The sequence below is a fragment of the Polynucleobacter sp. HIN11 genome (assembly GCF_030297675.1).
Classification (GTDB): Bacteria; Pseudomonadota; Gammaproteobacteria; order Burkholderiales; family Burkholderiaceae; genus Polynucleobacter.
Map to the genome: position 1 here is coordinate 1,315,683 of NZ_AP028142.1, position 23,840 is coordinate 1,339,522.

Here is a 23,840-nt window from a genome sequence, read left to right on the forward strand (position 1 = left end):
CGCTAATTACACCCGAACCCGAAGAGAGCGAGAGATTGATTCCGCTACCTGTGATTGCGCCACCAAGGGTCAAGTTTGCATTTCCACTGGCCGTCGAGATATTGGTATTCGAGCCCAATGCAATACCGGTGCCAGCATCACCAATTTCAACCGTACCTGCAGCATTGAATGTGCCATGTAAGGTAACCCCACTTGGCGTCGTTGCAGTGAAACCACCGGTATAAGTTTGAGTTCCTCCACTCACGCCCAGCCTTAAGGTGCCGGTGTTCGCAAAGGTAACTGCATTAGCAATCGTTCCAGAAGCAGCTGGCATCGAAAGATTAAATCCCTGCGCACCAACTGATAAAGTATTTGTTGATAAAGCTCCGCTAAATAAGATGGTTCCAACGGTATTGGTCAGTGCAACCTGGGTACCTGTTGTAACGGCAGCGCTAAAGGTAGCTCCACCAGAGTGAGTGATCGTTAAATTCCGAAGGGTTGTAATACCCCCCACAATTCCAGAAACACCAATTGTTCCTGATGTGCCGGCATTTAAGGTTAGCGATTGAGTGTTGGCAGTTGATCCATTAATCGTACTAGTAAAGGAAATTTGGTTACCTGTCGCTGCGCTAGCTGTGGTTGATAAAACTGCGTCTGCAGTAAGCACTGCTGGTCCCGTAAAGGTTTGGGTGCTGCCATTGGTAATGTTTCCACCAATATTGATTCCACTGGAGCTGGTGAGACTCAGAGTTCTAATCGGCGTAGCGGCACCAATCGTCGATCCGAGAGTAATGGCCCCTGATCCACTATTAATGGTCAAGTTTTGTGCGCCATCAATTGTTGATGTTAGGCCGTCAAAAGTAATGGCAGCATTCGTAGAAGTCAAACTAATGGCTTGTGAGGCCAGTGTAATTGGGCCAACATAAGTTTGTGTGCCAGCACCAGAGGTGATATTTCCAGCCAAAGTAATTCCATTGGTACCGCTTAAAACCAAATTACCAGTGGTGGTCATGCTCACTGTATTGACAGTGGTAACTGTATAGGCTGAATTTTCAGCAAAAGATACTGTACCCGTGTTACCCGCTAAATTTGTAATAGCATTCGTGCCATCCGTTAGGGTATAGGTAGCGCCAGCACCTAAGAGTTCTAAACCAAACGCCGTGATGCTTGCCCCACTATCTTGGGTTACCGTGCCACGCGTATTTAAGGTCAAGGTATTAGTGGTACCAGAGCTACCAAGAACCGATACCGCACCTGTAAATTGCATCCCACCATTTGAGCTAGCACCGCCATTAATCAGGGTGAGGGAATCATTAAAGGTGTAAGCACCGATCGTGATCTTGCCTGTGCCGCTCGCACTACCAATCGTGATAGATGAGAAACCGTTTTGTAAATAATCAAGCTCGGCACTCGTGAGATTGAGAGAGCCGTCTGCTCCAGCCAAACCAATCGTCGTAGTTGCGGTACGAGGGGCAATGGTTAAGGTGTTTGTTCCCGAGATGTTAGCGCCCAGGCTGATAGCATCAGCGGCGATTGAAAGAGCGCTACCGCCCATATTAATCGTGCCACCTGCCCCAGTGATCACTGAGCCGGCAGTAATGGAGGTAGTGCCGAGAACTTTGACCCCACCTACGGCGCCATTAAAGGTGGTGGTGGCTGAACCTGAATTAACACTTAGGGTTGGAGTTGTGGCACTAGGGTGCGTATTGACGGTTGAGGCAAAAGTAATATTAGCGTTGGTGGTTGATATCGTGGTGTTTTGTTTAATCAGCAATGCATTGTTATAGGTCTGAGAGCCTACAGTGGCCACTACTGGGGTATCAATGACCGTTGTGCCGCCAGCACCAGTATTAATGGATGCCGTATTCACTGGGGCATTAATCGTATATGTACCGGTACCCTCTAAAGTAAATACATCAAGATCAAATGTTGCTCCAATAGCACCATTAAAGGTTACGCTACCAGCTCCAACGTTTAGGACCAGACTTTGGCCATACCGAGTGGTTCCATCCAACGTACTATTAAAGGTAACCGCTTGGTCGGCCGTTTGAACCGTTACAGATGTTGCAGTGATTACGACCTTATCGCTAAATGTAAATGCTGCTGTGCCACTACCGCTGAGATTACCGCCCAGGTACACCGGCGCCGTGCCATTCGTATCAAAAGTCACAGGGCTCGTAAATGCTAGATTCGATGCGGTACTAATTGCACCAGTTGTTGAAGACCCAAAGGTGATGCCAGTAAAGCCTAGCTTGATATAACCAAGCTCAGTAACAGTCAGATCAAGAATTGAATTTGTATTATCGTTAGTCGAGTCCAAATCACCCAAAACCATCGTATTGCCTGATGTTGAAGGCCGAATAGTTAAGGTTGATTGGCCATAGATATCGCCAGTCGGATTAAATTCATTTGAGGTAATGGTGATTGCCCCCAATCCGCCTCCGCTGATTCCAAGGCCTTTGGTTGCGAGCACTCCAGAACCCGTATTGAGAGTTAAAGACTTGCCACTTCCAACTAAGTCGCCATTAAATGTCAAAGCTCGGTTAGTTGTATTGGAACCGCCCGATGTATTAATCGAAACATTCTCAAGCAAAGTGATTCCCGCAGAATTACTTCCAATCGTAGTAGGACCATTCGCCGTAATCGATCCGGCTAGGCTGATACCGCTTTGTGTGATCGCGGTAAAGCCGCCAGTAAACGTTCCTGAATCTGTAGCAGCATCTCCAATTTGCAAGGTACCTAGATTACCAAATGTTGTAGCATTCGTTACCTGAACAGTCGATCCAGTAAATATCAGGTTATAAACTCCGGTACCGGAGCTAAAACTGGTAGACCGATAGGTCCCATTAATAGCAACTGATCCAGTCTGAGCGTTATCAATTGCAAGAGAAGTGAGAGCGGTTGTTGCTCCAATTGGGCGACTTAGTGTGATTTCGCCCGCCTTTGCAGCCAGGCTAAGGCTAAAAGCACCGTCAACTGCCCCAGCGATCGCAAGGTTTGCACCAGCATTCGCATTGGCTGTCGCAGTAGAGATCGATGAGTTTCCAGTGAGCGTAACCGGGGTTGAGGCACCACCGATAGTAGCAGCACCAGAGACAGCAACACTGGCATTCAAACTGATGGCTGATTGAGTTTGAGCAACTAAATTGCCTCCAAACGACACTGTTCCAGAGGTTTGAATATTAAGCCTTCCAGTATTTTGAATGGTGGCACCGGAACCAATCACAAAACTATTGGTATTGCTACCACTACTGTTCACAGTAAAGGCATATCTGAACCAGACATTATTGTCGGCATCGTTATTGGATGACCAAATCCATTTGCCAACGGTATTGTCGAGTCTATTTCCCCATGGTCCAGAATCATTGGGCCAAACTGCGTTTGCATTTGGCGTGGTCCAGGAAGCATCGTTGTAACCAGACTTATTCCAATTGGCATTAGAAGTTGGGTTTGATGTGGTTAATTTCCAAGTTTCGTCACTACCCAACACAGTCCCATTGGATAACTTAATCTCAGCCTGAAGTGCAGCGATGCCTCCGGCATCATAGGCGGCCACCGCAAAAATATTGACCCCATTCACCGCGGAACTTGGATTTGAATACTTCTGCGCTGAACCCCAGTCTGACCCTGATCCCAGAGTAGTTCCGTTTAAATAGGCGGTGTAGCCATTGTCAACGGTAATTTGAATGTAATCGATACTCGATGGTGCTTGTCCAATATAAATATCGTAATTTGTAGTACCGGTAATCAAACCTGCAGCAGTAACGTCATTCAAGATATAAATGGATCCAGTTTGTCCCGTTACCCCAAGACCCAGATCACCAATATTACTGAACGAAGAATTAATCGTGATGTTGGCGGAGCCGCTATTCAATGTCAAATTAACTGCATTTCCAGTAACGGTATTACTAGAGTTGGTACCAATCGTGATCTCACCGCTCGTTGTTGAGACTGTTCGTGTACCCGTTCCGCCCAAAGTAATATTTCCAAGTAAAGATACAAGACCGGAACTAGTCGTGATGTCACCACCGTTCCAAAGAAGCGGCCCATTGATCGTAAATGCTGCATTGGTGGATGTGGCAGCTGCAAGGTTATGGCTTAAGGTGAACGTTCCTGAAGAGGTGAAGGTTACAGGGTCCTTAAAGCTTACGGCGGCCTGTGAGCTGTAATTACCCGTGTAGCTTCCACCACCAAGCGTAATCGCTGAGAAGCCATCCGCAAGATAGCCCAACTCTGTTGTGGTGAGATTTAGGACAGTCGTATCAGAATTATCAGAAGCGCCTAAAGAGATATTGCGTGATAGGGTGGCAGGCACAATCGTGAGTGTTCCTGAGCCTGCAAAGCTACCCGACAGATCAATTTCGTTTGCAATTAATGATGTATTCCCTAAACCCGAAGCAGTGCTGCCAAAAGCGATTGTGGCAGTACCAGCATTGAGAGTCAGTGTATAGCCGGCCCCAGTCACAGCACCACCTAAAGTTAAATTGGCATTAGCTGCCGCAGTGGTAATTGACGTGTTCGCCGCTAAAGAAACTCCTGTATTACTATCGCCAACACTCCAGGTATTTCCGCTGGTAAAGGTTCCAGCTAAGGTCATGCTACTTGGGGCTATCGCAGTGATGCCGCCACTAAAAGTAAAGCTATCGGTTGCCGAATCGCCCAAGACCAAGGTTCCGGTATTGGCGAAGGTGACCCCATTGGTAACTAAATTCGTTGAGCCAATTAAACGAACGTTATAAGTGTTCGCGGTACCCGTGACTGTCAAAGCTGTAGTTGTGAGGTTGCCATTAAAGCTAATAAGGGTTGATGAGGAAGAGTTGGTAATAACAATGCCAGTTCCGGTTGTAACGGCATTACTAAAAGTAGCTCCTCCTGAGTTCGCAATTGTTAAGGTCATTAGCGAAGCACCCGTTCCAACCGCACCCGATACCGCAATCGTTCCAGATGAACCGCTATTCAAAGATAAGGACTGACTATTCGCACCAGCCCCATTCACCGTGCTCGTAAAGGAGATGTTGTTGCCAGCCGATGATGCACCTGTGGAAGCGGCAGTAATCGAAGCGCCTAAGGTCACAGCACCAGTGTAGGTTTGGGTGCCACTAGTGGTGATATCACCATTGAGGGTAATGCCTGTTCCTGTCACTGCTAAGGTACCGGAAGTAATTGCTGCTAAGCTTACCGCTCCACCACTGGTGATCGTTAGATTATTGGTACCGGTGTTCAATGCACTAGTTGCAGTAATCGTGCCGGAGCTGCTGCGGATGGTCAGCGGATCGTTGAAAGTGTAATTGGTAGAAGTGGTGTAAGCAATGGCTCCCGTACCAGCAGTACTGCCGATCGTGATACCAGTAAAGCCGTTTTGTAAATATGCCAACTCTGCATCATCAAGGGTTAAGGTACACACTGCCCCACCACATGAGGTGGCGGTAATACCACTACCCAGACCAATCGTCGTGCTATTTGTCTTCGGTTGAATGACCAAAGCACCCGTACCGCTCAGATTACCGCCCAGGCTGATCGCATCGGTGGTGAGTGTGAGTGCAAAGGTGCTAGCAGCAAACGTGGAGCCCGTGGTGATGCTAGAAGCCGAGAGGATCGCCGCGGCGGTAAGTGTGGCAGCATCGTTATAGGTTTGTGCGCCAGTGGTGGTGATGTTGTTACCAAAGGAGACCGTACCACCAGCGTCGGTGGTGATCGAGGTTAAGTTGGTGGTACCGCCCACGATACCGCTAAAGACGGTAGCACCTGAGGTGTTTACCGTTAAGTCCTTGGCGCCATTGACGGTCGAGGAGAAGGTAATGTTGCCAGAGGCAGAACTCTCTAAGGTGGTGTCAGTCCCTAGGGTTACCGCGTTACCGTAGGTTTGTGCGCCAGTGGTGGTGATCGAACCACCATTGATTGCGGTAGTACCGGTGGTGGAGTTTTGCACTACGCTGCTAGCGGCTACGGTGGAGCTAAAGGTGGTGGTGCCAGTGCTGGTTAAGGAGATGTTCCCCAAGCCTTGGGCGCCACCGACGGCACCGGTAAAGGTAATGTTGCTAGAGCCTACATTGGCCGTGAGATTACGTGGTGTACTGCTATCGCTATTTACCGTACTACTAAAGGCAATCGCATTATTGGTGGTTGCTAAGGCTGCATTGGCACCTAAGGTCACCGCTCCGGTATAGGTTTGGGTACCGGTGGTGGTGATGTTGGCGTTAATCGAGGTTGTGCCTGAGATACCAAGATTGGTAATTGCTGAAATTGCACCACCAAAGACTGCGTTACCCGTAATCGTGAGTGCGTTAGCACCACCCGCAATGGTGGAGCTTGCAGTAACCGTGGTGCCCTGCAAAGTTCTGGTTGCGCCGGTACCAGATAGTGTGACGGCTCCGGTATAGGTTTGCGTACCAGTGGTGGTGATGTTGCCACTAATGGTTGTACCAGAGGTATGGGTTGAGGTGGTAGCTAAGCTAGTTAAAGCAGTGGTATTACCAACTGTACTTCCAAAACTAATCGCTCCAGTACCTGCATTAATAGTGAGTGCTCTTGCCCCATTAATCGTGCTCGTAAAGGAGATGTTGTTGCCAGCCGATGATGCACCTGTGGAAGCGGCAGTAATCGAAGCGCCTAAGGTCACAGCACCAGTGTAGGTTTGGGTGCCACTAGTGGTGATATCACCATTGAGGGTAATGCCTGTTCCTGTCACTGCTAAGGTACCGGAAGTAATTGCTGCTAAGCTTACCGCTCCACCACTGGTGATCGTTAGATTATTGGTACCGGTGTTCAATGCACTAGTTGCAGTAATCGTGCCGGAGCTGCTGCGGATGGTCAGCGGATCGTTGAAAGTGTAATTGGTAGAAGTGGTGTAAGCAATGGCTCCCGTACCAGCAGTACTGCCGATCGTGATACCAGTAAAGCCGTTTTGTAAATATGCCAACTCTGCATCATCAAGGGTTAAGGTACACACTGCCCCACCACATGAGGTGGCGGTAATACCACTACCCAGACCAATCGTCGTGCTATTTGTCTTCGGTTGAATGACCAAAGCACCCGTACCGCTCAGATTACCGCCCAGGCTGATCGCATCGGTGGTGAGTGTGAGTGCAAAGGTGCTAGCAGCAAACGTGGAGCCCGTGGTGATGCTAGAAGCCGAGAGGATCGCCGCGGCGGTAAGTGTGGCAGCATCGTTATAGGTTTGTGCGCCAGTGGTGGTGATGTTGTTACCAAAGGAGACCGTACCACCAGCGTCGGTGGTGATCGAGGTTAAGTTGGTGGTACCGCCCACGATACCGCTAAAGACGGTAGCACCTGAGGTGTTTACCGTTAAGTCCTTGGCGCCATTGACGGTCGAGGAGAAGGTAATGTTGCCAGAGGCAGAACTCTCTAAGGTGGTGTCAGTCCCTAGGGTTACCGCGTTACCGTAGGTTTGTGCGCCAGTGGTGGTGATCGAACCACCATTGATTGCGGTAGTACCGGTGGTGGAGTTTTGCACTACGCTGCTAGCGGCTACGGTGGAGCTAAAGGTGGTGGTGCCAGTGCTGGTTAAGGAGATGTTCCCCAAGCCTTGGGCGCCACCGACGGCACCGGTAAAGGTAATGTTGCTAGAGCCTACATTGGCCGTGAGATTACGTGGTGTACTGCTATCGCTATTTACCGTACTACTAAAGGCAATCGCATTATTGGTGGTTGCTAAGGCTGCATTGGCACCTAAGGTCACCGCTCCGGTATAGGTTTGGGTACCGGTGGTGGTGATGTTGCCATTTAGGACAATTTCTGTACTACTGGTTAAAGATAAGCTTGCAATTGCATTGGATTCACCAACATTACCACCGATGGTAATGACGCCACTGCCGGTGTTAATGGTCAATCCAGTACCGGTTGAACTTGCATTAACAATCACGATTCCAGAGGCCCCATTGGAAGGTGTAGCACCAGCGCTTACATTTCCACCACCGGCGCCACCGCCGCCAGTATTGCTGACTGGATTTGTTGCCGCGGCTGTATTTCCTCCTCCGGTACCCGCATTGGTTCCACCAGATGCCCCTGCAACCGCGTGCGAACCGCCGCCACCACCACTTCCGTATACAACAGTTTGCCCACTGATATCGCTTGAATAACCAGCGCCACCAGCTCCAGGGCCGGAACTAGTTGCGTTTACACCAGCTGAGCTTGCACCACCACCGCCGCCACCAGAGGGTCCATAAGAAGCACCTCCAGAGTTTCCAAAGGTAGTGCTATTTCCATCGGTTGCATAGCTACCAGAACCGCCCTGCTGAAGCGACGTGGTGGAATTGTTGTGACCGCCTCCGCCACCAGAGGCGCCATTAGCTCCATTTGCCTGCTTAGAACCACCACCGCCACCGCCTAAGGAAGTTAAATTCGCAAATGTTGACTGACCCCCGTTACTAGCTTGTCCACCAACAGTTGACGAACGCGTACCCCCAGAGCCAACAGTGACTGAAATAACACTACCAGAGACAACGCTATAGGTTGTATAAATAACTCCGCCACCTCCGCCACCACCGGCACCATCAAAACCACCGCCACCACCACCGCCCACCACCAATAGATTAGCAGTGGTTGAAGCAGACGGTGTCCAACTATAAGCACCGGATGAGAATGAGACTGTGATTCCAGCGGGTTGGCTACCGCTACCAGCCGTATAGGTCGTGCCATTGTGTTTATATTGGCCGCTACCTAAGAACTCCAAAATAAGAGTTGATGACGAAGAACCGCCAATCACATTACCAGTAATTGTTACTGGACTATTAGTTGTACTGAGTTCATTATTCGCAGCACTCAAGGTCACATTCGACGTGTAAGTTTGCGTACCAGTGGTGGTGATGTTGCCACTAATGGTTGTACCAGAGGTATGGGTTGAGGTGGTAGCTAAGCTAGTTAAAGCAGTGGTATTACCAACTGTACTTCCAAAACTAATCGCTCCAGTACCTGCATTAATAGTGAGTGCTCTTGCCCCATTAATCGTGCTCGTAAAGGAGATGTTGTTGCCAGCCGATGATGCACCTGTGGAAGCGGCAGTAATCGAAGCGCCTAAGGTCACAGCACCAGTGTAGGTTTGGGTGCCACTAGTGGTGATATCACCATTGAGGGTAATGCCTGTTCCTGTCACTGCTAAGGTACCGGAAGTAATTGCTGCTAAGCTTACCGCTCCACCACTGGTGATCGTTAGATTATTGGTACCGGTGTTCAATGCACTAGTTGCAGTAATCGTGCCGGAGCTGCTGCGGATGGTCAGCGGATCGTTGAAAGTGTAATTGGTAGAAGTGGTGTAAGCAATGGCTCCCGTACCAGCAGTACTGCCGATCGTGATACCAGTAAAGCCGTTTTGTAAATATGCCAACTCTGCATCATCAAGGGTTAAGGTACACACTGCCCCACCACATGAGGTGGCGGTAATACCACTACCCAGACCAATCGTCGTGCTATTTGTCTTCGGTTGAATGACCAAAGCACCCGTACCGCTCAGATTACCGCCCAGGCTGATCGCATCGGTGGTGAGTGTGAGTGCAAAGGTGCTAGCAGCAAACGTGGAGCCCGTGGTGATGCTAGAAGCCGAGAGGATCGCCGCGGCGGTAAGTGTGGCAGCATCGTTATAGGTTTGTGCGCCAGTGGTGGTGATGTTGTTACCAAAGGAGACCGTACCACCAGCGTCGGTGGTGATCGAGGTTAAGTTGGTGGTACCGCCCACGATACCGCTAAAGACGGTAGCACCTGAGGTGTTTACCGTTAAGTCCTTGGCGCCATTGACGGTCGAGGAGAAGGTAATGTTGCCAGAGGCAGAACTCTCTAAGGTGGTGTCAGTCCCTAGGGTTACCGCGTTACCGTAGGTTTGTGCGCCAGTGGTGGTGATCGAACCACCATTGATTGCGGTAGTACCGGTGGTGGAGTTTTGCACTACGCTGCTAGCGGCTACGGTGGAGCTAAAGGTGGTGGTGCCAGTGCTGGTTAAGGAGATGTTCCCCAAGCCTTGGGCGCCACCGACGGCACCGGTAAAGGTAATGTTGCTAGAGCCTACATTGGCCGTGAGATTACGTGGTGTACTGCTATCGCTATTTACCGTACTACTAAAGGCAATCGCATTATTGGTGGTTGCTAAGGCTGCATTGGCACCTAAGGTCACCGCTCCGGTATAGGTTTGGGTACCGGTGGTGGTGATGTTGGCGTTAATCGAGGTTGTGCCTGAGATACCAAGATTGGTAATTGCTGAAATTGCACCACCAAAGACTGCGTTACCCGTAATCGTGAGTGCGTTAGCACCACCCGCAATGGTGGAGCTTGCAGTAACCGTGGTGCCCTGCAAAGTTCTGGTTGCGCCGGTACCAGATAGTGTGACGGCTCCGGTATAGGTTTGCGTACCAGTGGTGGTGATATCAGCACCAATCGAAGTTGTGCCTGAGATACCAAGATTGGTAATTGCTGAAATTGCACCACCAAAGACTGCGTTACCCGTAATCGTGAGTGCGTTAGCACCACCCGCAATGGTGGAGCTTGCAGTAACCGTGGTGCCCTGCAAAGTTCTGGTTGCGCCGGTACCAGATAGTGTGACGGCTCCGGTATAGGTTTGCGTACCAGTGGTGGTGATGTTGGCGTTAATCGAGGTTGTGCCTGAGATACCAAGATTGGTAATTGCTGAAATTGCACCACCAAAGACTGCGTTACCCGTAATCGTGAGTGCGTTAGCACCACCCGCAATGGTGGAGCTTGCAGTAACCGTGGTGCCCTGCAAAGTTCTGGTTGCGCCGGTACCAGATAGTGTGACGGCTCCGGTATAGGTTTGCGTACCAGTGGTGGTGATATCAGCACCAATCGAAGTTGTGCCTGAGACACTTAAATTCCGCACACTTGTGATTGCACCGCTAAATATAGCGTCACCACTAATGCCGAGATCATACGCAGCGGCACTGACTGTGGTGAGTGTAGAGCTCAATGTTACTGTTGAAGCAGTCAAGGTTCGAGAGGCACTAATTTGTACTGGTCCAGTTAAATTGAGTGAAGCACTACCGCTACCAGTGAAGTTACCCTCTAAGTAAATGACCCCAGAGGTCTGAAGCGTGGTCGGTAAGGAGGTGGCTAGATTTGCTTTGAGGAAAACATTGCCGCTTTGTGATGCGCCGCCAAATAATACAGAACTAAAGTTAGTTCCCAGATTGGCCAACTCGGCAGCTGTAATGTCAAGAATCGTAGCGATAGCGTCAGTCGAGCCATTAATATGAATTAAGTTAGTAGTGGTGGTTGGCTTTAAGGTTAAGGCACCCGTTCCGTCGAGAGTTGATGACCAATTAATCTTATTACCTGTCAAACTGATGTTACCCATTCCAGTGACGGCCCCGGTCAACGCAATGGTGCCCGTACCCGAATTAATCGTCATGCTCTTAGTGGCGCCTGCAATGGCGCGGGCCACGGTGATGTTTGCATTACTTGCACTGCTATCTAGCGTTAAATCCGAATGCAAAGTCACTGGGATTGAGCTTCCTAAAGTAATCACTCCACTACCAGATGTACTTGTGGTGGTGGCAATGGTGCCACCGATATTAAGTGCAGATGGCATCGTGGGTGCAAAAGCGCCACCAGAGTATGCAAAGGCGTCACTCGCTGAATCACCAATCGTGAGGCTGCCAGTGGTTTCAAATGCAGTGGTGGTCGAGAAACTCGCAATCGAATTGCTCGAACCCAAAATGCTCAAATTGTAGGCGGCACTTGCATCTGATCTGAACTGACTAATTTGCAGGTTTCCTGCAAAGCTCACATTACCCGCAGTTTTATTGAGCCATAGGGTACCGATGCGACTAGCAATATTGCCACTCACGACCACCGTACCGCTATTACTAAAGGTCACGTTGGCGTTACTTCCTGATCCTGGTCCAGCAATACTAGTTACAGCAATATTTCCAGCACTTGCATCCAAGGTCAGAGTAGAGCCTGCCGTGAGATTGATGGCCCCTACTGTTAAATCACCATCCGAGCTAATCGTATAACTTGCGCCCACATTGCTGGTTCGCGCGCTACCGAGATTAATTGCCCCATAACTGCTGATGTTGCCGCCAATTGTGTTGGAGCCCGTTCCAGTGAATGTGACATACGCAAGTGGTGTAGAGGTACCAATTGCCAAACTGTTAATCGCTCCACTTCCCGAGGCAACAGTGAGGCCAAACGCGCTATTCACCACACCAAGCGTTACATTACCATTTGTCGAACCAGTATTGATAGCGCGATCAGCCGAGAAACCGGTTGAACGTGAAGTTCCTCTCAAATCAATATTACCTGCAACCACCAGATCCCCGTTGAGAGTATTTGCCCCCGTTCCAGCTAGACTGAGTCCGGTCAACGGTGTTGTTGTTCCTACTGAGCCAAGAGTTATTACCCCGCTGCCATTGCTGGTACTGAATGTATAGGCACCATCAAGCGTTGAGCCTAGGCTAATTCCGCTATTCGTTGCACTGAGGCTGGTGTTCGTGATTAAAGTCACGGCCCCACTATAAGTTTGTGAACCAGAGGTTGTAATCGCACTTCCCAAGGTTGCGGCACCGCTCACCACAAGACTCGAGGTGCCCGTCGTATTAATGACGGTATTGCCCGAGGCCATGGTCAAGCTGCCTACAGTGAGTGCGGCACGCAGATCCAGGATACCGTTTGCGCTCATGGTAAGCGCAGCAGCAGCAGATCCCAAAGCCGTAGCACCGGACACAATGAGTGTGCCGCCATTAATAGTTGTACCGCCGCTATAAGTACTGCTTCCTGAGAGGGTTTGGGTACCCGACACCAAAGTGAGGCTTCCGCCTGTACCGCTGATTGAGCCACTAAAAGTATCGCTATTGGCTGCTGTTAACGATAAAACGCGTCCACCCAGATTGATCGCGCCGGCTCCAGCAAGACTCTTGATGCTTGCTCCAGAGCTTGTGCCGCTGATATCGAAGGTACCTGTTGCGGTCACCACTGAAGAGTCAGCAATCGAGCCACTACCAGTAAGGCTTAATGTTCCAGTACTAATCGTGGTGGCACCTGTATAAGTGTTTGCATTAGTGAGAACTACTAGACCTAGACCGGTTTTGGTAATTCCAAAACCACCAGAAATAACCCCACTTAAGGTGAGCGTGTCATCAGCATTAGTCGCACTAATAGTGCTATCGGCTGTTAGCGTAATGTTCCCAGCAAGGCTGCTAGTAACATCTTTAAGCGTTCCGCCTGCAAGCGTTATGTCCTCGGCGCCCACCACTACATTGTGTAAATCCAATACGCCACTTGAGTTAATCGTTGTGGCACCACTCGTGGAGCCTAATCCAGCAGCATTGGTAATTTTTAACGTACCCGCATTAATGGTGGTAAGGCCACTGTAGGTGTTTGCATTCGCCAGTGTGAGAACGCCGCTTCCGGCTTTAGTGATCGCTAAACTACTTGCCGATCCATCTTCAATCACTCCCGAGAAGGTGGTACTGGAATTATTACCACCCACGGTGAGGGTTGGGGTACCACTAGCCGAACTTGTGATCACTCCCCCACTTGCCCCCGCAATTGATCCGGCGGATACGGAGTAGCCTGCTAGATCTAAGGTGCCGTCAATAACATATGCTGAACTGCTAGAGAGTGCACCAGCGCTTCCAACTTGCAAGGTGGAGCCATAACTAATGGTGGTAGCTCCAGCATACGTATTACTTCCAGTCAAAATCAACGGCGCACTTCCAGAGAGTGTCACCTGACCATTACCAGAGATTGCACTTGGCAAAGTCACTGAACTCGTATTTGTGAAGGCGATCGATCCATTATTGGTAATCGCGGTTGCATTTGTTGGCGTCAAACCGCTCATCGCGTCGCCATAAGTCACGGATGAGCCACTTGGAATGACCACAGTGGCAACGTTACCCAAAGTTGGTGTGGCGCCAGTCGCTACACCACCGGTTACTGTCCAGTTCGCGCCTGCGGACCATAGTCCACCGCTTGCACCCGTATACGTTACGGAGGCAAGTTGGGTGATTGCAGCGCTGACCGTACCACCGGTCAAGGTGTAGTTGCTATTACTTAATGCAAATGTATTGCTATCAAACGAGGCAACTGGTGTATTCGTTACATTGACCGTATTAATGGCGGCCGATCCCGAACTAATCGTTGGTGCACTATCACCATTAACCATGCCAGTTAAAGTGTACGAGTGAGCGTTGGTATAGCTATTGGATCCATCGTACGTCTTAGTAATACCAATATTCAAGGCTTTGGGATTGACAGTAAAGTTCTTTGCGGTGCCAGCCTGGAATGTTGTAGTTGAACCAGAAAGAGTAAGCGTAGGCGTTAAGGTTAAGCTATAGGTATTCGCACTCGTGGTCGCTGTTAGCGCAGTACTAATAGCAATCGTGCCACTCAAGCTACCGGTAAGTGAAATAGAACTTTGCCCTGCTGTAAAGGTTTGAACAGTATTGTAGGCAGAAAGAGAGCTTGGTACGTAGCTCTCTCCATAAAGGGTTGGGCTTGAGGAATACCAAAAACTTAAGGCGCTTGCTGTTCCATAGGTGCTACTTTGCCCGTCCACAATCGTGAGGTAAATAATCGGTGCGCTGCCACGGAATATGACGTTATAGCCTAACGCTGATGGTTGCGTGGATGTGGTGGCATCATAAGTGTAAGACTTTGGTGACAAAGTATTGATATAAGTGGCTAAACCTGCACTTTCATCTAGGCCGCCTGAATACAAGTTGGCAATTCCGCCGTTACCAATTGTTAAAGCAGAAGAACCGCTCAAAGTGATGTTGTAGGTCACGCTACCAACTCCACTGCCACTTCCAGCCGCAAGTAATAATGCGGGGGACGAACCTGTTGATGAGTTATCAGTCGTTGCGACGTTCTGGGTAATCGTGAGATTACGGGTCGTCTGAATCGAGATCCTGCCCGTTGAGTTAATACCTGCATAAGCCACACTATTAACTGTGACTGAGCCAATCGTTAAGTTGGCATTATTCACTAGCGTTAATGCGCCGATACCAGTACCTGATGCAATAGTTGATAAGGTATTGCTACTATTACTCATCGTTACTGCTTGATTGCCCACTATGGCCAAACCATAATTACTACTATCAGAGATTGAACCACTAATCGTAATTCCTCCAGAGGTACTTCCAATTGCAGTAGCACTACCAAGACTGACTGCGCCTGCATAGCTTGCTGGTGAGGAACTTGAGTTCGTAATCGCGCCACCATTATTGATCCCAGAACCATTTCCAGTTAACGCATTGGTATTGGTCATCGTTTGACCATTCAGATCCAGTGCGGCACCTGCGGTAATCGTGACAGCAGCAGTGGAGGCACCAAGCGCGGTAGCCGAGCCTATTCTGAGAGTGCCTGCGCTAATGGTGGTAACGCCACTGTATGTATTTAGTCCAGATAACACCAAGGTACCTGCACCAACCTTCGTTAATGCACCGGTGACACCACTGGCATCGGCAATTATGCCGCCATAGATGAGAGTTTTCGAACTATCCATGCTGAATGCACCACCGCTGGCACCGAGGCTAATGCCACGAAGACTACTTAATGTGATGTCGGCGGTTGCTAATAAAACACCGCCATTAAGAACGATTGAGTCAGCTGTGGCCGAACCCGGAACTGCTCCCAGGCTTTGATCGGTATTAATTGATAAGGTGCCAGCCGAGATAGTGGTATTGCCGGTGTAGGTGTTGGTGCCGGATAAAGTTAGGGTGCCGCTGCCATCTTTTGTTAAGGTTGCTGTACCGGTAGCGATAATCGTACTAACAGTCGTGTTTCCAGAACCACCAATCGTTAAGCTGATATTTGATGCAGTAATTGCAGTGGATGATTTATTAAGTGTTAAGGTATCACTATCCGAATTGATTCGAACTGCGTTCGTTACCAAGGTGATTGCGCCACCATAGGTATTGTTACCACTGATATTTCGTAATGCACCACCATTACTAATGCCGGTGCCATTTAAACTTAGAGCCTCATCGCCAATCGAAATGCCATCTGATAATTCCAGTGCCGCACCGTTTGCCACTGTGACTCCACCTGCAACAGTTCCAAGCGCCGTATTGTGAGAGGCCCGTAAAACACCATTAGAGATGGTGGTAGCGCCGGTGTAATCATTGGCACCTGATAGTGTTAAGGTGCTTGAATTTGAGGTATCTTTTGTTAAAGTACCAGATCCAGAAATAATTCCGGAAAAAGTTTGGGCTGCACTGGAGGAATGCCTTAATGTGCCATTGTTAGTGATGTTGCCAGCATACGATCCTGATCCCAATGAACCTGTGCCGCTAATTACTAAAGTACCGGCAGAAATGGTGGTGGTACCGGTATAACCATTGGTACCTGATAAAGAGACTGTACCCCCTGCAGCATCTACGGTGAGGTTACCTGTGCCAGTAATATTTCCGCTGAGAACTGGGGCGATAGCATTAAGCGTAAGCGTGCCGCTACTCGTAAAGGTGTGCACCGTATAGCCCGCAGCGAGTCCGGTTCCATCTGCAGGAGCCCCGCCCGAACCAGCTGTAGCGCCAAGGTAGCGAGTAATCACAATTCCGGAGCCGCCATTACCCCCCTCTGAATAAGCGTTATTAACTCGACCAGCACCGCCGCCGCCACCCCCAGTGTTCGCATTTCCATTTGATGCTTTTAATGCGGAGTTAACCACTCCGTTTCCACCGCCACCTAATCCACCATCACCTGCTGCTGCAAGTCCACCACTATGAACACCTCCGCCCCCACCGCCTCCATAGTAAATAGGGTTGCCAGATATTGACGATAGCAGTCCGATTCCGCCGGTTCCTGCCTCAGTGGTTGTGGCATTTCCACCAACTGCACCAGCACCGCCACCGCCACCAGCCACGTAGCCCCATGTTCCAACTCCATCACCACTTCCGCCGGCGCTACCTTGACCAGATGTGCCTGAAGCTGCGGCTTGATTACCGCCCTGACCGCCTCCAGATCCCCCGGAGGTTGCCCCACCGAAATAGTTTCCTCCTGCCCCACCCCCAACTGCGGTGAAACCAAATGCAGATGAGTTATCGCCTTGAGTTGCAGCTGTGTAGACGGTTGATGGAGCATTGATAGCACCAACTCCGCCATTACCAACGGAAATGGTAAAAGCACTTGTTGAAACCAAACTCGTTGTTCCAGTTAGTACACCACCACCACCGCCACCACCACCTACCCAGGCACCACCTCCACCACCACCAGCAACGATCAAATATTCCACCGCGGTATCAAGAGCAACTGTGACGGAACCAGTTAAGGCAATATTGTTACTAACGGTTGTCACTGCGCGGCCTAATAACAGAGTAGTACCATTGGCCATTGCTATTGCACCGCTACCAGCCGCTGTATTGTTATAGAGACCGAAGGTCCCTGCTGTAACTGTGGTACTGCCATGGGTATTAGTAGCAGTCAGTGCAACCATACCAGTTTGACCAGCGCCATTGATAGTTAGCGCAAAATTGCCAGTCACTACACCTGACTGAATCAAGCGCGCGCCACTAATTGCAGCTAAACCACTCGCGGCTGTTAAGGTCATACCCCGATTGGTATGAAGTGTTAAGTCTGCCGTGGCCTGCAGCGTACCACCACTTAATGTGATGGCAGTTGCCGTGGTTGATGCAGGCGCAGCTCCTAAATTGCTATCGGCACTAATCGACAAAATACCGCCGGAGATCGTTGTGATGCCTGTGTAAGTATTTGTATTTGTCAGTATTAATGTCCCACTTCCAGAGACGGTAAGAGCACCCGTGCCACTTAATATTCCCGAGAGGGTTTGCGTTGCGCTTGATGCATATTGCAAAGTGCCGTCATTGGTGTTGGCGATGGAAATATTGCCTGCATAATTTCCAGAGCCCAACGTTCCTGAGCCGCCGATTGCTAATGTGCCAGCAGAAATAGTTGTATCACCACCGTAAGAATTAGTCCCCGTAAGAGTGGCCACTCCAGTCCCTAACTTAGTTAACGCACCAGTACCACTGATGTTATTGGCGACAGCAAAGTCATTGGAACGCTGCAATACTAAAGCGGCATTGTTTGTTACGGTGCCAGAGCCCAAGGTACCCGCAGTAGTGTTATTGCCTATATTAAGAGTGCCACCACTAATCGTCGTATTGGCATAGGCATTGGTACCGGTCAATGAAATCGTGCCACCGGTTGCATCTACGGTGAGGTTACCTGTGCCAGTAATATTTCCGCTGAGAACTGGGGCGATAGCATTAAGCGTAAGCGTGCCGCTACTCGTAAAGGTGTGCACCGTATAGCCCGCAGCGAGTCCGTTCCCAGCAGCTAGAGTATTGCCGCCAGAACCGGCAGTGGCACCAAGGTAGCGGGCAATCACAATTCCGGAGCCGCCACGTCCTCCTAAACTTGCGTTACTAGCACCGCCACCGCCTGAGCCTGTTCCATTAACAGCATCTCCCCCCGCTCTTAAAGCAGCATTTGAAGATTTAGCTCCCCCATTACCACCTACGCCACTACCACCCTCTCCTGTAGAACCGGCGGATGTAGCGGCTGGATCTCCATTAATGCCACCTCCGCCCCCGCCAGCATAGAATTGCAAACTTCCAGAGATGGTACTGCTAACCCCAGAGCCGCCATTTCCACCGGTTTGAGTAGTTCCTGCAGCGCGCACCCCAGCACTACCAGCGCCGCCACCGCCTGACGATATTGCATTGGGTCCACCACCAAGATAATTTGTTGCAAAATCACCGCCGGGATTTCCTAAGCCGCCACCTAACTTGATTGATGCGCCACCAGTTGCGCTGGCCAAATCCGATCCAGCACCGCCGCCCGAGCCTCCCGGTAATCCGCTCAGTGCATAACCGCCACCGCCGCCCCCGCCATTGGCCGTTATGCCAAAGGCAGTACTATTCGAACCGGATTGACCATTAGCGTTATGTGCGCTACCACCTCCAGCACCGACTGTAATCAGATTATCACCATTCGAAAGAACAACAGATCCCTGAATAAACTCACCGGCACCACCGCCGCCACCAATACCGCCACCACCCCCACCTCCACCAGCAACGATCAAATATTCCACTGCGGTATCAAGATCAACTGTGACTGAACCAGTTAAGGCAATATTGTTAGCAACGGTTGTCAGTGCGCGTCCTAACAATAGAGTTGTGCCATCGGCCATCGCTACAGAGGCGGAGCCTAATGCGTTGTTGTGATAAACGCCAATCGTTCCAGTAGATACAGTTGTTCCACCGCTATAAGTATTATTTCCGGTGAGCGATAGAGTGCCTGAACCGGATTTAGTCAAGCTTCCTGTACCAGAAATAACGCCACTCAGTATCTGGTTTGAGCTTGAATTAATTATGAGAGTGCCTGAGTTTGAAATGGCACCTGCGTAATTTCCACCACCCAATGTTCCGGTAATCGTTAATGTTCCAGCTGAAATAGTGGTGGTGCCGCTGTAGGTGTTGGGGCCGGAGAGGGTGGCCACTCCAGAACCATTTTTTACAATACTGGTTGCGCCAGAAATATTACCTTGAATTGAGACTGCCCCAGAACCCGAATCTAGTGTAAGAGTCGATCCCCCGGAGGTTGCATAACGTACAACAACAATACCCGCCGAACCTGATTGACTAGGGTTCGCGGATGCGTGAGCCCATTGCCCCCCTCCCCCAGAACCTCTGTTGGCGGTAATAGTAGGCGCAGCACCACTCCATCCATCATGTCCAGCATTATTATGCGCACTATTATTGCCACCAGCAGTAATCCAAGATGAGTCTCCTAACGCACCTCCACCCGTTGCATAAAGAGTTGAGGACCCAGTGATAGCATAAAAAATGCCATCACCACCGGTACCGCCTTGACCTAGAGTTGCATCTCCACCCCGTCCAAGTGCACCACCCCCTCCAGCCGTGGCAGCAACACCACTGGCATTGGAATTTCCAATATATTGACCTCCAGAGTTACCCTGGATAATATTATTGGAACCTCTTGCGGTGTAGATACCCCAATATCCGCCGCCACCACCACCAGAGCCACCAGATCCAGCACTAAAGCCACTAGTTGATGGCGGAATTGCGCTACCACCTCCCCCACCTAGTGCAGTGATTCCAAAAGCGATCGAGCTACCGCCATTACTTCCAGGTAAATCACGAGAAACTCCTGCTCCACCCGCACCTACCGTGATGGTGTGGGTTGTGTTACTGATTACTGTAGTAGAGTAGTAAATCACCCCACCCGCACCTCCACCGCCTCCTACAGAGCCGCCACCCGAGCCGCCGCCACCAATTACTAATAGTTCGATGTCAGTTACGCCGGGCCTGTTGAAGGTTCCAGAGCTTGTGAAGGTGTCAACTGCAGTTGTGATACTAGTGACCGTACCCGTAACATTGATGGCCCCTCCAGATGTATTCAGCGAAAGGTTATTACGTATCAATAAATCACTATTGATATTAATAGCTGCATTACTGGTTGTTAGATTTCCGCCTAACGAAGTTCGACCACCACCAGCAACTTTGGTAATCCCTGCTTGCGCGGTGATGTTATTTCCAAAGGCGGTTGTAAATTGATTAGTGCTCGTTACCTCCAAACTGCCTTTAATTGTGATTGGCTGATTGACTTGAACCTCGCCACTGGCATTTAAGACAACATGAAGTGCGCCTGTCCCGGAATTAGTGATAGGCGCATTAATTAAAATGCTTCTTGCTGCAGTCAAAGTAAGGGTAGTTGGACTACTCCCTGTTTTGTCTATAGACCCCAGAAGCCAAATATCGCCGCTCCAATCTGGTGGCGTTGTCTGAAAGCAAGAAACTCCGGTACATGATCCACTTCCAAATGAATTGATTGTTACATTCGAGCTTACTAGTGCGGTATTAATGGCTGTGTTAAGGATGCTATGGTTTGCAGAATTACCAATAAAAATATCTACAGGATCAATCAACCACATTCCGCCGCGCCCAGCATTAATACTCGCAAGGAGATAAATGGTTTGGCCTGAAGTTTCAATAAAGCCACCCACTCCGTTTACACTCGTCGCTAATGTACTGATGCGGGTAGATGGATCAAAGCTTGCATAAATAGAAAAAGGCAATGTGCCGTTTTCTGCATCATTGCCTAATAAGATTGTTCCGCCTTGAATAAAACCATTCGCTTCTACTGTTGCGTTACTAAAAATGGTTTGATCGAAAGCTGAAATGCCAATACTTCCACCGCGACCATTTGAGCCATTGGTCTGAACTACTGAATCGAAGAGATTTAAGTTGCCTGCGCGGCTGAGTATCCGGATGGATCCACCATCGGTAGCGCCATTCGCTTGCAATTGCGCACTATTGATTTGCAAATGATTCTCAATATCGATGGAAATCGTACCGCCAGGGCCCACGCTACCATTGGTTTGGATGAATGCGCCACTATCGAGTGTTGCTGTATCACCAGAAATGGCAACAGAACCTCCACTGCTTCCATTGGCAGTTGCGGTTCCAGCTAAATTCATTTGATTTCCGGTAAAGGCAATCACCCCACCGGGCCCGTTATTACCATGGGCCTGGATTAAAGACCCATTTTGGGTGTTGACTTGCGGGGCATTGAAATAAATCGCACCGCCATTTGTTCCGTTCGCACGGATTTCTGCTGTATTGGTAGCAGTAATTGTTTGAGTTGCAAATAGCTCAATCACATTACTGTGCGCGTTGGTGATATTCGCATCATTCGCAGCGATCGTCGCATACACAATCTCATTGAGATCGAATGTATTGTTTTGTTGTGTGAGGTATTGCGGTAAATCTTCACGGCGCACCACAGTGCCATTGATGGTGAGTGCAGTCGATGTGGTTGATGTATTCGTATTACTGCTCGTTTGTGTAGTGGATAGACGTCCAGAGATGTAGAGCGCTTGCGCTAAGAGTTCAATTGCAGCACGAATGCTGTTGTTACTGTTATTAGCATTACTTGTATAACCACCACGTGCGGTGATGTTGCCGTTGGCATAAATCGTTTGGGCTTGCACCGTCACTTGATTGACATCGATGGTGGTGCCCACATTGAGATACGCAATCGAGCTATTGATGATGACGTTTAGATTCGCACCAGTAATGTTCGCATTGAGATTAAAGATACCCGATGCGGTAAGTGTCAATGTTGTGAGCGTATTGCCTTCTTTGAGGATGTCTGCACCACTAGCCAAGGTTAAGCTGCCTGAGCCATTTTGCGTACAGCTTCCCAGGCTCGGGCAGGTATTACCGTTGACTGCAATACTCACGTTGTTGTTGGTGAGTGCCGCAGAGATCACTTGCGCAGCATTACGATCCAATGTGAGATCAATGGGGTCTAGTAACCAACGACCGGTTTGTCCTTGGGGTGCTTGGGTTTGGACGGTAAATGTTTTTCCTAAGAGCACTTCACCTTTAGAGCTCGTTTCAATAAAGCCACCGTTGCCGCCATTCTTGCCGCCGAGTGCTTGCAAAAGACCGGCTACTGCGGTCTTGGTTTCACTCCAAATCACAATCGAACCACCGTTACCTTTTTCGGTAGCAGAAGCAGAAACACGTGCGCCATTTTCAATCGTGACGGTCTTGGCCATTTGTTTGGCATCACTCGCGGCTTGTGCTTTGGTGAGAGCAGATGCTTGGTGTTGATCTAAGCGTGCAGTTTGTGTTTGTGTTTGGGTTTGTGATGCAGTTACAGAGGAAGATGCAACTGCAGTGGTGTTCGCGGTGTTGCTTACAGCAGCACTGGCCAACTGGGTTTGAATTTGGACTTGCGGTGCACTTGTCACGTTCGTAGCGATTGTTTGACCCACACCGATTTCAATCTGACCACCACCGGCTTTGCCGTTTGCTTTGGTCACGGAATTTGCTGTGAGTGTGATGTGTTCACCGACGATATTGATCTGACCACCGGTGCTGTTCTCGCCTTTGCCATTGGCACTCACCTTGCCCGCTTGGGTGACGTTGGCAGCCACCAATTCAATGACGCCGCCATTGTTCACCATATTACTTGAAGTAATAACACCGGTATTGTTTATAACTGAATTCATGAGATTGCGGGCGGAGCCGGCTGCCACAACAATGAGGCCGCCCTTAGTCTCCACTACCCGCTTGTTCTCAATCAAGGCGTTGTAGGTGGCGATGTCTACCGAGACCCGCATAAGGCGATCTCCTCGGAAATCCAGGGTAATTTGCTCGCCAGAGGCCATGGCAATAGTGTTATTAGCTCCCTTTTGGGCCAATAAATAGCCTTCATTACGCACTTCCGGGGCTAAGAGGGCAATATAGCCATTGGGGTCATTGATGCTGATGGTGCCTTGGTTATGGACCTTGCCCTTACCGTTACCAGCATAGGTGGATTTACCCGCCATAAAGTCCTTATTGGCCATATCCATGGTGGTGGCGACCACAGCGGCGGCATTGACCTGTGCTCCCTTACCAAACATCACCCCATTGGGGTTGACTAGCACCACTTGACCATTGGCACGAATCGCACCATCGATCACCGATGCACTCGCACCAGTGACACGATTCAAAATCGCGGCGCTACTGTTGGGTTGATTGAAGTTGACTTGTGCATTCGCGCCCACATTAAATGAATCCCAGTTCACAATCGCACGTTGTGATGTTTGGTTGATGTTCATCGTGGCTGTGGTGCCATTCGATGTTTGCGTAATCGTTGCGGATCCAGCAACCACATTTCCACCGGTTGGTAGTGCAGTTGGATTTGTTTGCGCAACTGCAAAATTGATTTGCGAATAAATCAGAGTGATTGCAAAAAATTGCTGTTGGAATTTTTTACTTTTGCAAATCGTGTAAGAAATTTTTGCGCTCTGTAGAGCAGATTGCGAAACGTAAGAAAAAAGCTCCCGGCGACCTCGTAATAAATTTTGAGATCTAGCGACTACACCGGTTAGAAAAGTTACAACAGCTGTCTTCAAA

1 protein-coding gene (only partly in view) is annotated in these 23,840 nt (G+C 49.6%); it reads right to left on the bottom strand.

Going from position 1 to position 23,840, the window contains the following annotated elements; translation table 11 throughout:
• Positions 1–23,839: the 5' portion of an autotransporter-associated beta strand repeat-containing protein gene (locus QUE60_RS06750; protein WP_286226492.1), read on the bottom strand. 20,756 nt of this gene lie to the left of the window's left edge; the window shows 23,839 of its 44,595 coding nt (coding positions 1–23,839); its start codon is at positions 23,837–23,839; its stop codon lies beyond the left edge, outside the window.
• Position 23,840 lies beyond the last annotated feature (1 nt).